13 protein-coding genes are annotated in these 15,341 nt (G+C 37.9%); 9 read left to right on the top strand and 4 right to left on the bottom strand.

The window, feature by feature from the left end:
* The first annotated feature begins 82 nt into the window (after positions 1 to 82).
* From JCM10991_RS14610 to JCM10991_RS09120, 3 genes are read left to right on the top strand one after another with little or no spacing between them, the layout of a single operon-like run.
* Positions 83 to 727: a hypothetical protein gene (locus tag JCM10991_RS14610; RefSeq protein WP_023859536.1), complete on the top strand. Its 645-nt coding sequence runs from the start codon at positions 83 to 85 to the stop codon at positions 725 to 727.
* Positions 728 to 762: 35 nt separating this feature from the next.
* Positions 763 to 2,463 (top strand): EAL domain-containing protein, encoded by a 1,701-nt coding sequence (locus tag JCM10991_RS09125; protein WP_025021255.1) that lies wholly within the window; start codon positions 763 to 765, stop codon positions 2,461 to 2,463.
* On the top strand, positions 2,441 to 2,878 hold the full coding sequence (locus JCM10991_RS09120; RefSeq protein WP_025021254.1) for a hypothetical protein: 438 nt from the start codon (positions 2,441 to 2,443) through the stop codon (positions 2,876 to 2,878). Before JCM10991_RS09125 ends, JCM10991_RS09120 begins: the two co-directional genes overlap by 23 nt.
* A 77-nt stretch (positions 2,879 to 2,955) precedes the next feature.
* On the opposite strand, the gene JCM10991_RS09115 is transcribed toward JCM10991_RS09120, so the two are convergent.
* Entirely contained in the window at positions 2,956 to 4,104 is a 1,149-nt protein-coding gene (locus tag JCM10991_RS09115) for a GGDEF domain-containing protein (RefSeq protein ID WP_025021253.1), read from the bottom strand.
* A gap of 594 nt (positions 4,105 to 4,698) precedes the next feature.
* Here JCM10991_RS09115 and JCM10991_RS09105 point away from each other — a divergent pair.
* The 6 genes from JCM10991_RS09105 (at position 4,699) to JCM10991_RS09080 (ending at position 12,686) form a co-directional block, all read left to right on the top strand.
* A complete protein-coding gene (locus JCM10991_RS09105) occupies positions 4,699 to 6,285 on the top strand; it encodes an APC family permease (RefSeq protein WP_025021252.1) in 1,587 nt (528 codons plus the stop codon).
* Positions 6,286 to 6,425: 140 nt separating this feature from the next.
* Positions 6,426 to 8,315 carry an asparagine synthase (glutamine-hydrolyzing) gene (gene asnB / locus JCM10991_RS13530; protein ID WP_035188645.1) on the top strand — a complete coding sequence of 630 codons (1,890 nt, stop codon included), beginning with the start codon at positions 6,426 to 6,428 and terminating at the stop codon, positions 8,313 to 8,315.
* Between the two features lie 154 nt (positions 8,316 to 8,469).
* Positions 8,470 to 9,693 (top strand): carboxylate--amine ligase, encoded by a 1,224-nt coding sequence (locus tag JCM10991_RS09095; protein WP_025021251.1) that lies wholly within the window; start codon positions 8,470 to 8,472, stop codon positions 9,691 to 9,693.
* Between the two features lie 24 nt (positions 9,694 to 9,717).
* The gene (murE, locus tag JCM10991_RS09090) at positions 9,718 to 11,229 is read left to right on the top strand and encodes a UDP-N-acetylmuramyl-tripeptide synthetase (protein WP_025021250.1); all 1,512 of its coding nucleotides are present in this window, start codon (positions 9,718 to 9,720) and stop codon (positions 11,227 to 11,229) included.
* 20 nt (positions 11,230 to 11,249) lie between these two features.
* A complete protein-coding gene (locus JCM10991_RS13525; RefSeq protein ID WP_035188641.1) occupies positions 11,250 to 11,951 on the top strand; it encodes an aspartate/glutamate racemase family protein in 702 nt (233 codons plus the stop codon).
* Positions 11,952 to 12,245: 294 nt separating this feature from the next.
* On the top strand, positions 12,246 to 12,686 hold the full coding sequence (locus tag JCM10991_RS09080; RefSeq protein WP_025021249.1) for a hypothetical protein: 441 nt from the start codon (positions 12,246 to 12,248) through the stop codon (positions 12,684 to 12,686).
* Between the two features lie 49 nt (positions 12,687 to 12,735).
* On the opposite strand, the gene JCM10991_RS09075 is transcribed toward JCM10991_RS09080, so the two are convergent.
* The 3 genes from JCM10991_RS09075 to JCM10991_RS16605 all read right to left on the bottom strand — a co-directional run.
* A complete protein-coding gene (locus JCM10991_RS09075) occupies positions 12,736 to 13,011 on the bottom strand; it encodes a hypothetical protein (protein ID WP_025021248.1) in 276 nt (91 codons plus the stop codon).
* Entirely contained in the window at positions 13,011 to 14,813 is a 1,803-nt protein-coding gene (pepF, locus tag JCM10991_RS09070; protein ID WP_025021247.1) for an oligoendopeptidase F, read from the bottom strand. The genes JCM10991_RS09075 and pepF overlap by 1 nt, the downstream gene beginning before the upstream one ends.
* A 177-nt stretch (positions 14,814 to 14,990) precedes the next feature.
* A partial coding sequence (locus JCM10991_RS16605) for an IS3 family transposase (protein ID WP_025021246.1) occupies positions 14,991 to 15,341 on the bottom strand: 351 nt, incomplete at its 5' end.

Below are 15,341 nucleotides of genomic sequence, written 5' to 3'. Positions count from 1 at the left end.
AAAAATCAAATGCAAAATCTATTCTTGAATGAGAAAAAGTGATAAAATATTAACTAGAATACTATAGGAATGAGGGTTTTAAGTGGGAAAGAAGTACGAATTGGTTTTGCAAGACACATTGACACTTGATGGGGTTATTTTATATCGTATTAAAGCCGTAAAGGACTTTCAAGTTGGGAAAAGACAAGTTAAAGCGGGGGATTTGGGTGGCTATTTACAAAGTGAAAGTAACCTTTCTCAAACTAGCACTTGCTTTGTTTTTGATCAAGCTGTAGTTTTTGGTGATGCGCACGTTAAAGATGAAGCTGTAGTTGAAGGACAAGCTCAAGTTTTTGACCAAGCTGAAGTTAGTGACAGTGCACATATTACAGGGCAAAGTCGAGTTTTTGGCCATGCTAAACTAAGTGAGCAAGTGCAAATTCTTGACCAAGCCCAAGTCTATGGTTATGCTGACCTTTCAGATGCGGCGCTTATTAAAGGTGAAAGTCATATTTATGATAAGGCTCAGATTTCTGATCATGCTGTGATTAGTGGACAGTCAGAAGTTTTTAATTTTGTTGAAGTTAAAGATGACGCACAAATTGAGGACAGTCAAATTCATGGTCATGCTGAAGTCTCGGGGCAAGCCCGAGTTAGCGGAAGTAAAATTTATGGTAATGTGCTTTTAACAGCAAAGGTCCGAATTAATGGACAAAGACTTTACGGGGAGGAAGTTTATCGCAACTAGTAGTGCAATGTTGTAAAATTTAAGGGGGAAAAAAATTGAAGCAAGATATGCATTATCAGGCAGATTTCCAACACCTAATTACCCAGGTTATGCCCACAATTTTAGGGAAAAGTAATTTTAAAGTAATTTTGACAGAGTTCTTATCGCAAGTTGGGCAGGCAAGTCAGGCCCAAGAGGTTTTCTTCCTGGAATTAGATAATTTTGAATTTGAGCAAGCGATTTATAGTTGGACGCGAGAAAATCAACTGTTAGATGCATCGCTAAAGCAAACTCTTTTAGATCAAATTAAGGTTAAAGAAGCGGTTCTTAGTCAGAATGTGGGACAAGACATGGCTTTAAACGCTGATTTGGTTAAACTTCTAGAACAAAAAGAAATCACCACCTTAGCTCTTTGGCCTTTGTTAATTGGCGATAAATTGCAAGGATTTTGGGGAATTCTTGGGCCACATTTGAAAGCTATGACAACTTTAGAGAGCTATGGGCCTATATTGACGACGACAATTGTGGGACGTATGGTCCAAAAACAACTAGAAGCCAAGTTATTATTATCAGATCAATTAGATACGGTTACCAAGACTTACAATCTAGTACATTTTTTCCAGGAAACAGAAAAGGTTAAAAAACAAATTACGGCCATTGTGCACTTCAATTTTTTAGATTTTCAGTTATATAATGCCAGCCATAGCATTGAAGAGGGGAATACGTTATTAACAGAGTTTGGTCAGTTATTACAGACAAAATTTTCTACTAAACTAGTAACCCGTTTAGCTGCGGATAATTTTGTTGTAGGTTATCAAGGTTCGGATACCTTGGATCTAGTTGCGAGTGTTCATCAGGAAATGATGCGGAGGGGGCAAAAAGTTGAGGCTGGGATTTATTTTTATCAAAACCAAGTTGATGTGCCTACGGCTTGTGATTTTGCGCAAGCTGCTTGTCGGAAAAATCGTTTTCGAGCTAATACCTATTGGACAGTCTATTCTGAAGAATTACGAGAAGAGATGGTACAAGCTCGTTATTTACGGGAAAACCTCGACCAAGCAATTGCAGCTGGACATTTAAAACTACACTATCAGCCAATTGTACGTGTTTTAACGGGGAAACCGTCAAGTCTTGAAGCACTCACTCGTTGGCATGATCCTCGGTATGGCTTATTAGGACCTAGTATTTATGTACCTATTCTAGAAGCAAGTCATCTTTGTTATAAGGTTGACATGTACGTAATTGAAAAGACCTGTCAGGATTTGCGTCAAGCCTTGGATGCTGGTCGCCCAGTAGTACCAGTTGCAATTAACTTATCACGGGATGATTTTGAATTTTTTGATTGTGTAGACTACATTGAGACTACTCTCCAGCGTTATGGGCTTGATAGACGATATCTACGAATTGAAATTACGGAATCAACGGCGATGGAAAATCCTAAGTTAATTCAGAAAGCTATCATGCGTCTACATCAAGTGGGTTACAGTATTTGGATGGATGATTTTGGTTCGGCGTACTCATCGTTAAATACCTTAAAGGACTTTGCTTTTGATGGTATCAAATTAGATGGAGCCTTTATGCGCCAATTGAATGATAAATCAAAAGAAATTGTATCGTCAGTAATTAACATGGCTAAAAAATTAGGGATGCATACGTTAGCTGAAGGGGTTGAAACGCGTGCACAATATGATTTCTTGTATGAAATTGGCTGTGAAAAAATTCAAGGTTACTATTATGCCGGCTTTATTGTTAGATGAACAAATTATAAATTTAGAAATGCAAGCGATGGGTTGGGAAAATCAAAGCGATGAAGAACTATATGACCAACTTAGCTCACTTCAGATTACATCTCACAGTCGGCTCTTTTTGATTGGTGATGATGGTCAAAAATTAAAAGTACTCTACTTAAGTAAGAAGATAAAAAGGATGCTAGACCAAGGTGGTTATCGCACCGATTTTGAGTTCATAGATCAAATTATAAATAATTCCTTGACCTCCTTAGGTCAAAAGTTGAAGCAAGCTGTTATGCGAGTACATCAAGATGTTAGTCCGGTAAATCTGATACTTACCTGGGATAATACTTACCGTTTGCATTTTACTTTGCGCAAGGTAGCTAGCTTAGCGACACGACAAATTTATCTTTTAGTTCTTGATGAAGTACTTCAAAAGTAGAGAAAAATTTCCGAGAGCAATAAAAAGAACCACCAGAAAAGCAACGTTTTATAGCGTAATTTTCTGATGGTTCTTTTTTAACCTTTACGTTTGAGGATTTTTTCCTTATGCATTTGGTGACCAGCAGCAGCTAAAATTTCTTCTGCGGTATTACCGTCCTTAGGATAACAAGCATAACCTAAAGATGCATCAATAACAAAGGAAATTCCTTTGATATGCAATTCTTTTTGGATATGGCTTTCGATTTTTTCTAATAAACTTTCGTAGGCATTGGGAGAAAGTTTTTGCGGAATCAAAGCTACAAAGTCGTCTCCTTCAAGGCGGTAAAGTTGCCCTTGGTTTTTCAAAATATGCGTGACTCTTTGTGCAGTTTCAACTAAAACACGGTCTCCCACGGCATAACCATGCGCTTCGTTAAGAGATTTAAGAAAATTTAAATCAATGTAGATTAAACCATAAGGTAAATCCTTACTATCTAGGATAGCAGTTTCCTCTTGGAAATCAGCTTTGTTAGGCAACATAGTGAGGTCATCTCCCTGCATTCCAGGCATAATAGCAATTTTTTCTTTCATTTTGCGATTAAATCCAGGAATAGAAATGATAGTGATAAAGAGGGTAATTTGTAGCAAGAATCCAAAGGTAACTAGAGCTAAGTAATCAAAATTTGTAAGCCAACCATACCTAGGTTGAATTTGTAAGGTCCAAGTTGTTTGAGGTAAAACATTAAAGTTAACTTTAATTGGATTGAAGTCCTTATTTTTTTCTAAATTTGTAATGATGGTTTGCCCTTTTTGATTTTGAATTTTGAAGTAGTAGTTTTCTTGAAAAAGGTCGAAATTTTGTAATTGCGCAAAAAATTGTGACTTAGAAAGATCAACTACATGGCTTTGCCTTTTATCTGCTACTGTTAGAACTAATTGGGTATTTTCAACCTTTAAGGAAGATTTTTTAGCAGAACTAACATGAATTCCTAAAATCTCCGGATTAAGTTGGCTTAGTTTTTGTGAAAGTTGAGCTGGCCTGTCTAAGCTTACTGAGCGAATAAGTTTTTGTTCATAATCAACTTGATTAACGATTTGACCGGTGAGGGCCTGTGCATAATCTCGGCTTTGTTGTTGTCTATTTTGATTGATCTGACGGAAGAGGAGATCTACTAGAAAAAAGACAAAGAGCAACAACAAAACAAAAATAGTCGCATAATTGATAACTAATCTTTGCTTTGACATTAGGTGTTAGACACTCCTTTAAATTATTCTAAAGATAGTATACCAGATATATAGTAAAAATGGAGTAGGATATTATTTATAAAAAAGAAGTTATTTTAACTTTTATTATAAAATAAAAAGTAGCTAAGGTAACCTTATCTTGCTTTTGAAAAAATCGCCAAGTAAAAGAGTTAACAAATACTCAGCGAGAAAAAATCTGATTTTACTATTTTTAGCCACGTAGGTGGACCATTATTACTAATTACTACATCTCTTTTTATCTTAGAATTTTTTATTGACCTTAAGCAAGTCTTTGTTACAATAGAAGACGGAGTATAAAGAAGGGAAAGAGGTGTTAGCATGTTATTACAAAAATATAAAAAAACGATATTGCCATTTGTCCAAGCCCCCAGTAAGGGTCGAGTCGTCGCTAAGCGGAATACTGCTAATACCAGTGTGATTTTTGTTTAATTTTCTTGGAATAGAAACGACGGTTTGGCCCATCAGTAAACTAAATACGGTGGCAAAACGGGGATTTTTTACTTTGATAAAAAGCTTAACCTGGTGTTTGCCAGGCTTTTTTGCCAAATAATTGAGAAAGAAGAAAAATTATTAATGAAAAAAAATAAAATCAGTCTTTTTGCGGCGGTTATGCTAGCTCTTAGTTCTTTAATCGGTTCTGGTTGGCTGCTTTGGGCCGGGGAAGCGGCACGAATTGCCGGACCAGCTGCGATTTTCTCATGGATTATTGGGGCGGTCATTATGATAATTATCGCTATCAACTATGTGGAACTTGGAGCTATGTTTCCTGAAAGTGGTGGAATGAGTCGCTACGCTCAGTACAGTCATGGATCTTTATTAGGATTTATTGCGGCCTGGGCCAATTGGGTTTCTTTGGTGACGATTATCCCTATTGAAGCGGTCGCTTCAGTACAGTATATGTCGACTTGGCCTTGGAAATGGTCCAAGTGGACGCAAAGTTTCATGGAAAATGGGAACATCTCTAGTCACGGTCTCTGGGTTGTTATGCTGTTCTTACTAGTCTTTACCCTCTTAAATTTTTGGTCAGTTCAACTTTTAACACGCTTTACAAATCTGATTTCAATCTTTAAATTAGGTCTACCAGCGCTTACCATTGTAATGTTAATTATTTCTGGTTTTCACGGAGAGAATTTTACTAGTCAAACCCAAAGCTTTATGCCTTATGGGTTAAAATCAGTTTTTGAAGCAACAGCAATTTCAGGGATTATCTTTTCCTATGATGCCTTCCAAACGGTAATTAATATTGGAGGCGAAATTAAGAATCCTAGCAAGAACATATTACGTGGGGTAATTATTTCTCTCGGGATTTCAGCTATCATTTATATTTTCTTACAAGTTGCCTTTATCGGAGCAATTGATCCAGCAACTTTGGCCAAGAGTGGCTGGCACGGGGTGAACTTTGCATCGCCGTTTGCTGATGTGGCCATCATGTTAGGTTTACATTGGTTGGCAGTCTTGCTTTACATGGATGCTTTTGTTTCACCGTTTGGAACGGGGGTAGCTTTTGTAGCAACAACTGGTAGGGCCCTAGCGGCTATGACTAAGAATGGCAACTTACCAGCCTGGTTAGGGCGTTTGGATCGTCGTTATATGACACCAAGAATTGCAGTTGCCACTAGTTTTGTTGTGTCAGCGATTATGGTTTCGATTTTTAGAAATTGGAGTATGTTAGCCAGTATCGTAGCTGCTTCGACCTTAATTGCTTATTTAACTGGTCCAGTAACGGCAGCTGCTTTACGGAAAATGCGTCCCGATTTTAAACGACCAGTTAAATTGCGTGGTTTAAACTTTATTGCACCACTTTCTTTTGTAGTGACTAGTTTAGCTATTTACTGGACTATGTGGCCTACAACGATTAATGTTATCGGAGTTATTGCATTGGGTTTACCGATTTATTTCTATTACCAAGCTCGTTACAATCAATCTAACTGGGGACAAATTCTTAAGGGAAGTGGCTGGATGTTAGCCTACTTAGCTTTTATTGCCTTAATTTCTTATCTGGGTGACCATACTTTTGGTGGCATTGGCTTGTTAAAGTATCCTAGTGACTTTGGACTCATTATTGTGGCTAGCTTAGCTTTTTACTACTGGGCGTTAGCTAGTCGGGTAGATGGTCCTGACTTGCAACATGCACAGAAAGTTAATCGCAGAGTAAAATAAGAAAGTACGATTTTCAAAATTAAATGAAAATCGTGCTTTTTCACTAGTTTAAGGGAAATTTATTGCTTTTTTAACGAAAATTGATATGATTGTAGTGGTATACTTTTCAATATGTAATATTAGAGAGGACGAGAAGAATTATGTGTGGATTTGTTGCTTATGTAAACGACGATAGTTTACAAATGAAAGAAACAATTATTCAAAAAATGATGGATCGGATTATCCACCGCGGACCTGACGACAGTGGAAAATTCGTAGATGAACATGCAGCTTTAGGTTTCCGTCGTTTGAGCTTCATTGATGTTAAGAGTGGGAATCAACCAATCTTCAACGAGGATGATTCCAAAGCTATTTTATTTAACGGTGAAATTTATAACTTTAAAGAATTGCGACAAGAATTAGAAGGTGCTGGTCACACTTTCTCAACTCATGCGGATACCGAAGTTATTTTGCATGGCTATGAAGAATGGGGCCAAAACATTACCAAGCGTTTGCGTGGAATGTTTGGTTTCATTATTTGGGACCGAAAAAAACAAGAACTTTTTGGTGCGCGCGATCATTTTGGGATTAAGCCTGTTTACTACGGTAAAATCGGAGAAACTTTCTTTGTAGGTTCTGAAATCAAGGCCTTCTTAGACCACCCAGACTTCAAATTGGAATTAAACAAGGAAGCTTTAAAACCTTATTTAACTTTCCAATATCCTGCTACTGAAGAAACTTTCTTCAAGGGTATTTACAAATTACCTGCTGGCCACTTTTTCCACTACAAGGATGGTCAATTAAAGATTGAAGAATACTGGGATGCGAACTTTGAAGCTGAAGATATGAACTTTGACCAAGCTGTAGACCGGATTGAAGCCGCTGTGAAGGAATCGGTTAAGGCCCACAGTTTTGCAGATGAAGGAATCAAGGTTGGTTCTTTCTTATCAGCCGGGGTTGATTCTAGTTATGTAACAGCTATGATGCGCCCAGACATGACTTTCTCCATTGGTTTTGACTCAACTTACGATGAAACTAAGGATGCCCGTGAATTAGCCAAACGCTTAGGCTTGAAGAATACGGATATGAAGTTGACAAATGAAACGGCATTTAATGCTTTTCCAACCATTCAATATTATTTAGATGAACCAGATTCCAATCCTTCAGTAGTACCATTGTACTTCTTGACTAAGTTAGCCAAGGACAATGGTTACAAGGCAATGTTATCTGGAGAAGGGGCCGATGAACTCTTTGCAGGTTATACAGATTATGGTTTCAATACTAACTCGAAAGCAATTCGTTGGTTAGCTGACCAGTTAAAGAAATTACCACGTAAGCAACGTTATGCGTTGGGGGAAAAGCTCAAAAACGCAAAGAATTTCCACGGTCGTTTACACCTCTACCACGCTTTAGCACCTGCTCGTGAAGATTTCGTAGGTCAAGCTTATATTTTCTCACCTGAAGAAGCCAGTGATATTTTGAAGCAGGAATATGACTGCGGTCCAAGCGTGGATGAAATCTTGAAACCATTCTTTGATAAGGTAGAAGACCTTGATATTGATGAAGTAGCTAAGCGTCAGTACGTGGATATCCATCAATGGATGCCAGGAGATATCTTATTGAAGGCCGACAAGATGAGTATGGCTAACTCCTTAGAATTACGGGTACCATTGCTAGATAAAGAAATTATGGCTGTTGCACAAACGACGCCAACCAAATACCTTTTTAACTACAAGGGGACCAAATGGGCCTTTAGAGAAGCTGCCAACCGTAATTTACCAGAGGAATGGGCACACCGGCCTAAGATGGGATTCCCTGTGCCAATCCGAGCTTGGCTACGGGAAGAAAAATACTACCAACAAGTTCGTGACTTATTTGCCCAAGATTTTGTGAAGGAATTTTTCGACCAAGACAAGCTCTTGCAATTAGCCGATGACAATTTTGAAGGTAAAGTTGACGGTCGTCGGAAGCTTTGGACAATCTATACTTTCTTAATCTGGTATAAGTTGTACTTTATTGATAACTTTAAACCAGCCGTGAAGGAAGCATAAGAAGAAATGGCCTGATTCATGAGAATTAGGTTATTTTTTTGATAACCCCCTTGAGTGAAAAGGTTTTCTTATGGTACATTTTACCTTGTATAACTGTTCAGAGATGAACAAGGACCATAAATAATATATTTTGAAGAATTGAAGGTAATAACTTATGGCAGATATTAAAATACAACCTGTTTTATTAGGAACTGATTTTAATTGTTACGGGATGGCACGTTCCTTTCATGAAGCATACGGTGTTAAGAGTATTGCGTTTGGGGTAGCAGCTTTAGCGACAACTAAATACAGTAAGATTGTAGATGTTAATTTAGTTGAGAACTTTAATAGTGATCCTATTTTCATTGAAACTTTGCGAAAATTTACGCAAACAATGGATGCAGATACAACTTACATTTTGGTAGCTTGTGGCGATGGTTATAGCGAATTAGTTTCTAAGCATGTGGCTGAATTACAAAAAAACTTTATTTGTAACTATATTGACAATGAGTTGTTTAACCGCTTAGGTAACAAGGAAAGTTTTTACGAAGTGGCAGCAGAACATGGACTTCCTTTTCCAAAAACACAATTAATAACTAAAGAAATGGCGACTAATCCTGCGTCAATTGAACTTCCTTTTAATTTTCCTGTAGCTCTAAAGCCTTCTGATAGTATCCAATGGCTAGACGTCCACTTTGAAGGACGCAAAAAAGCCTTCATTCTAGATAAACGTGAAGAATTTGATGAACTTTTACCTAAGATTTACCAAGCTGGTTACACGGGTAAGATGATTTGCCAAGATTTTATTCCTGGGGATGACTCAAATATGCGTGTGGTTAACGCTTATGTTGGGTCTGACCACAAGGTGCGCATGATTGCGTTGGGTCATCCACTTTTGGAAGACCCAGCTCCAGCAGCGGTTGGGAACTATATGGTAATCTTACCAGAACAAAACCAACAAATTTTTGATAATATTCAAAAATTTTTAGAAAGCATTAATTATGTTGGTTTTGCAGATTTTGATTTGAAGTATGATGAACGTGATGGGATTTTTAAGGTTTTCGAAATTAACATTCGTCAAGGCCGTTCAAGCTACTACTGTACTTTAAATGGTTGCAATTTAGCAGAAGTTTTAGTTGACGATCAAGTTTACCATAAACCACAAGATCAAGTTCAATATGGTCAAGTCCAAAAGGTTTGGTTGGGGGCTCCTGAAGAAGTCTTCTACAAGTACGCCAAAGATAATGAATACAAGCAAAAGGCAATGGAACTTTTGAAAAAAGGCCAAAAAGGGACAACGGCTTTTTATAAGAAGGATAGTTTCAAGCACCGCTTATTAATGCGTTATGCTTTCCACATTTTAAAAGGGAATTATAAACGTTACTTTGTACAGCGCTAAATCCAATCAAGGGAGTGACTAACAGTGGAATTAGTCCGTGTTATTGAACTTTTAAAAGCAGAAAATTTACTCAAAGATATTATTTACCAAGATAGGTATTACTATGATTTACCGGCTAACTTAACTCACATAGAGTTCTCAGATATAACTTATGATTCACGCACTGTTAAGCCGGAAAGCCTCTTTATTTGCAAGGGAATTAACTTTAATCCAAACTATTTAACTAGTGCTTTAGAAAAAGGCTGTCAAATTTTTATAGCGCGTAATCTTTATGAGAACACAGAATATGGGCAAGCAGTTGCGATTATGGTTAAAGATGAGACTAAGGCAATGGCAGTTTTAGCTCGTGAGTTTTACGGTAACCCACAAAAGAATTTGAAAATTATTGCCTTTACCGGTACAAAAGGGAAGACTACTTCAGCTTACTTTGCCCATCAGCTATTAAATACAGTTGCACCTGGTAAAGTTGGTCAATTTTCAACGATTGCCAATATGCTAGATGGTCATACTTATCAACAAGCTCATCTTACAACACCGGAATCTTTAGATTTGTTCAAGATGATGCGACAAATGGTTGATAATGGGCTAGAATATTTGGTGATGGAAGTTTCCAGCCAAGCATATAAGAAAAATCGAGTTTATGGCTTAGAATTTGATACGGCGGTATTTTTAAACATTTCGCACGACCACATTAGTCCGATTGAACATCCAACTTTTGAAGATTATCTTTACTGTAAAAGTCAAATTGTTGAACATGCTAAACACGTGATTGTTAATCGCCAAACACAGGTTTATGATTACTTAGTTCAAAAGGCTCAGGGCCAAATAGTTACTTTTGGTACCGAAAGTGCAGATTACCATTATGTTGCGCAAGATAATGGTTACTTTGATATAACAACAGAAAAAGCTAAATTGGTAGCCTTAAACGGGCAATTACGGATTAGAATCCCCGGATTTTTTAACTATGAAAATGCTTTGGCAGCTACTTTAGCTTGTCTCAGTATAGTTGACATTGACTTTGTAACTATTCAGGAAGCTTTGCTAAAGACCTTAGTGCCTGGGCGAATGGAATTAGCACATAATCACAAGGGGGTTACAGCTTGTGTTGATTATGCTCATAATTATTTGAGTATTACCGAAGCATGTAAGTTCCTGAAACATGATTACCCTGGGAATTTAATTGTGGTTGTTGGAGCCCCCGGTGGTAAAGCTCAATCACGTCGCGCTGATATCGGACAAGCAGTGACAGAATATGCAGACGTAGTCTATCTAACTAGTGATGATAATTTCTTAGAAAATCCCCGTGATATTATTGCAGAAATTCGCGCACATGTAGATGAAAAACAGGTAGAAACCCACGTGATTATCGACCGTCAAGAAGCAATAGAAGCAGCAATTAAAGAAGCTCAATCAGGTGATGTGGTCTTCCTAGCAGCTAAGGGACGAGAAAAGTTCTTACATGAGGGAGGAACCGATATTCCTTACCCAGGTGATCATATCTTAGCCCAAAAATTTTTGGCTAAATACGACAAATAAAAGCGGAGTGAGGAAAGAAAATGGAAAACTTTTTTGCAATTATTGGTGGAATGGGGACGATGGCAACGGAAAGTTATATCCACCAAGTTAATCTGGCGACACCGGCGCATAAGGATCAAGAATATCTCAACTATATTTTGTTGAACCATGCGACAATTCCTGATCGAACTGCTTACATTTTAGATCATAGCCAACCTAATCCTTTGACTCCGATGATTGAAGATATTCAGGCTATCAACACTTTGAAGCCAAAATTCTATACTTTGCCTTGTAATACAGCTCACTATTTTTACGAAGAATTGAGCAAGGTTGCCCAAGCACCAATCTTGCATATGCCTAAAGAAGCTGTGGCTACGATTAAGGAAATTTATCCTCAGGCAAAGCGGGTTGGTATTTTAGCAACCAAAGGGACGATTGAACATGGTATTTATGACCAGGCCGTCTTAGATGCAGGTTATGAACTTGTCAGACCAAATCAAGAAATCATGGATATGACGACTAAGTTGATTTATGATGAAATTAAAGTTAAGAATCATGTCGACTCGAAACTTTACCAAGATACAGTAGCTAAAATGATAATAGAACAAAATTGTGACGTCGTAATTTTAGGTTGTACAGAACTTTCGCTTGCTCAAGAAAGAGAACCAATTACAGACCAACCAATTGTTGATGCACAAGTTATTTTGGCTGAAAAGACGGTGGCTTTAGCAAAACAAAATTAAATTCAGAAGTCTAGCATTTCCTTTGAAGTGCTGGGCTTTTTACGATACAATAAATCTGTATTAGATAAAGCGAAAAAATTGAGGTGGGTTAAAACTGAAAAAACAAATTCAACAAGCTAGCCTTTTGGTAGCAACTTTTATCCTAGTACTAGGAATCATTTTACCGGTTGCTAATGCACGTTCTTTCGGGCGGAGCCGAGGCTATCGTACTACTACGCGCTCCTTTGGCAATTATCACCGCAATAGTCGGCCTTGGTCACATAAGACTCGGGTAATTGAGGCTCTTACAAGACAGTGAAACCAAGTAAAAACGCCACAAGCGTAGATGCTAGTTATCGAACCTCAAGCAATAAGTCTTATTCTTCAACAGGGCAAACAACTAACCATCAAGGCTTTGCCGGTAATGCTACGAGTGGTTCTTATACACGTTCGCAAGCGCAAAATATTTTTCAAAAGCAAAAGCTAAGTTCGCGTTATCGGCGAGGGTTCTACCATCAAAGTATTATCACTAATCCTTGGTTTTGGCTCTTTATGATTAATCATCATCGCCATAGTCGTATGAATAATGAACAATATTTACAAGGCTACCGTGCTGGCTATGATGCTGCTAAGGAAGACAAGAAAGTAAAAAATAAAAAACATGAAAAAGTAGAAGGTAGTTCATCGAGTAAATATCGGCAAGGATATCAAGATGGATACAAGGATGGATACAAAGATGACGTAACCGAAGCATAAAAAGAACCCTAACATGAGATTTTGGTCTCGTGTTAGGGTTCTTTTGTGGTTAATTAAGACAAATAATCGTGGGATGAAAAATTTGGTAGCCTAGCAGAGGTCGTTCATCGGGCAAGAAAAGATGCTCGTCTTTAGAAAGAGCTTGTAACTTTATTCGTAAATCATTTAAAGTTATACCCCCATCTTCACTGGTAATCAATTGGTAACCCTGACTTTGAGACTGAAGTCGGGTTAAGGCCTGATACTTTTCTTTTTCATTTTTCCAAACGACCTGCCGTTTGTCATCAAGACCTTGGCTGGCTTGTAAAAATTCACTAACAAGCACTATGCCTTGATTTCCTTGGTAAGCTTAATAATTTTTTCTACGGTTTGGCCTAAGAAGGCGATGGTATTTTCCAAAGGTTCTTTAGTGGAGACATCGACACCAGCAATTTTAGCCGCTTCCAATGGAGCTTTTTGATCACCTAAGGCTAAAAATTCCAACCAACGGTCGATTGCTGTTTGACCTTCATCGAGGTATTGGAGATAGGCTTGAGTCGAAATTGTTAATCCTGCGGAGTAAGTGTAAGAATAGAGGCCCATATAGTAGTGACTTTGGCGCATCCAAGTTAAACCAGCATCTTCATCAATATCAACGGCATCACCCCAGAATTGCTTTTGCACCTGCATCTTAATCTCCGTTAACTTCGCACCATCAAAACCTTGGCCTGCATCAATTAAGCGGTAAACCTCTCTTTGATAAGCTGCCTCTAAAAGGTGGGTGATGAAGTTATGGAAATAGGTGTTAGTTAGCATGGTGGTGTAGGCGAAACGCAAAGCCCGTGGGTTAGGGTTTTGACTTTCAAAATAGTGGGTTAAGAGTAACTCATTGTAAGTTGAAGGCGCCTCAATAAGGTAGAGAGAGGGTTCACCGGCTAAAATTGGATTGTGCTTATTGATGGCAATGAAGTTTCCCGCATGTCCTAATTCATGGACCAAAGTGTAAGCATCAGGTAAAGTATCTGTCCAAGACATCAAAATATAAGGGTGAAGCCCATAAGGTGTAGTTTCGAATCCCCCAGATTCCTTGCCGGCATTTGCAACAAAGTCAATCCAGCGTTCTTTAAAGGCGGGCATTAACGAATTCAAGTAATCTGATCCTAAAGGTTTAAGAGCTTCAGTCATGTACTTCTTCGCATCATCTAAGCTAGTTGGATAAGTAAAGTCGGGATCTAAAGCAATTTGTAAGTCAGAATAAGTCATTTTATCCAATCCATGTTCTGACTGAATGAGTTTAACGTACTTTTGCATAATCGGTCCTAATTGATTGATAATTAAGTCAATTTGACGATCGAACATTTCACGGCTAATTTCTTGACCATCTAAAAGGTAATCAATGACGGAATCAAACCCGCGCATAGTGGCCATCGTTTTTTCTTTAAGGACTTGGTTGTAGTAGTTAGCTGCAATCGTATTTTGGTGTTGACGTAAAACGTCAGAAAAAATTTTGTGCGCTTTATGCCGTACTTTAGGATTTGGGTAATATTGGTAAGTGTTTTCGTAAAGAACGAAAGACATTGGGTATTTAACCCCATCAACTTCAAAATCAGGCATATCAAAGTCGGCTGCCCGTGCAGTTGTATAAAGATTTTCTTGTCCCGCAAAAACAGGGTTTAAACTGGCAAGTACCTGTTCGACCTCAGGTGTGAGAAGGTGTTTTTTAGACCTCTTCCAAGTCCGAACTAAATTAGCGTGAGCAGTATCAAGTTCTCCCACAGCTTCTAAGGTTGCCACATCATTAGTTAACACTTCGTTTTCAAAGAAGGTCAATTGGGCGGAAATTTCGGCTTCAGTATGGGAAAAATCACGCAATAATTGGTTGAAATGAGGATCAGTCATATCACTAGCCTGTTGTAAAAACGCATAGTGACTTAACCAGGAAAGTTTAGTTTCAATTACTTCTAAAGGTTTTAAAGCTGCTACAATTTTGGTGGCAGAGTTTAATTTACCTTGGTAGTTAGTGACAAATTCTTGGGTTAAAGTCTTAGCTACCTCAAGGTCAGTGTAAAAATCAGAATCGTCAGCATAGATTGCTGTAACGTCCCAAGTGAGTTCTTTAGGGACATCTTTACGTTTTGGTAAAGCCATAAAATCAACATCCTTTCTTAACATTTTTTAATTATAGCATAGCTATTTCAAAAGCCGTAAAAATCTGCTTTTAGGATAGCTGGTAATTATGATCTATATTTATAGAACCGTGATCTAAGTAAAAAAACTTATTGGATTAAATCTGAAGTGCAACAAAAAAGTTAGACAAAATATATTTTAAGTAGCTAAGACATGAGTTCGGAAATCAACCGGACTCATGTTTTTTGTTTTGTTCGAAATTCGGTCGTTATTATACCAATTGATGTACTTTCTGAAGAGCCATGTGAACTCAGCTATGTTCTTACAGCTCTTGATTTCAGATAGCGATTCGATTTTGAGAAGGTGAAAAAAACTCTCCATAGGGGCATTATCTAAACAATTTCCCTTGCGGGACATACTTTGGATTAGACCCAATGAATCAATCTTTTCACGATAGTAGTCCAATTGATAATGCCAACCTTGGTCAGAGTGAATAATGGGATTAACACCTTCAGGAAGTTTGTCTTCAAGTTGTTTTAACGTGTCCGT

The sequence above is a fragment of the Ligilactobacillus equi DSM 15833 = JCM 10991 genome (genome assembly GCF_000615765.1).
In the GTDB taxonomy this organism is placed as follows: Bacteria; Bacillota; Bacilli; order Lactobacillales; family Lactobacillaceae; genus Ligilactobacillus; species Ligilactobacillus equi.
This window is presented reverse-complemented; position numbering and strand designations above follow the sequence as displayed.

Coding starts and splice junctions, on each gene's coding strand:
- JCM10991_RS13525 (WP_035188641.1), top strand. CDS start 11,250: ATGGAAAACTTTTTTGCAATTATTGGTGGAATGGGGACGATGGCAACG.
- pepF (WP_025021247.1), bottom strand. CDS start 14,813: ATGGCTTTACCAAAACGTAAAGATGTCCCTAAAGAACTCACTTGGGAC.
- JCM10991_RS09095 (WP_025021251.1), top strand. CDS start 8,470: ATGGCAGATATTAAAATACAACCTGTTTTATTAGGAACTGATTTTAAT.
- JCM10991_RS09120 (WP_025021254.1), top strand. CDS start 2,441: ATGCCGGCTTTATTGTTAGATGAACAAATTATAAATTTAGAAATGCAA.
- JCM10991_RS09105 (WP_025021252.1), top strand. CDS start 4,699: ATGAAAAAAAATAAAATCAGTCTTTTTGCGGCGGTTATGCTAGCTCTT.
- asnB (WP_035188645.1), top strand. CDS start 6,426: ATGTGTGGATTTGTTGCTTATGTAAACGACGATAGTTTACAAATGAAA.
- JCM10991_RS09115 (WP_025021253.1), bottom strand. CDS start 4,104: ATGTCAAAGCAAAGATTAGTTATCAATTATGCGACTATTTTTGTTTTG.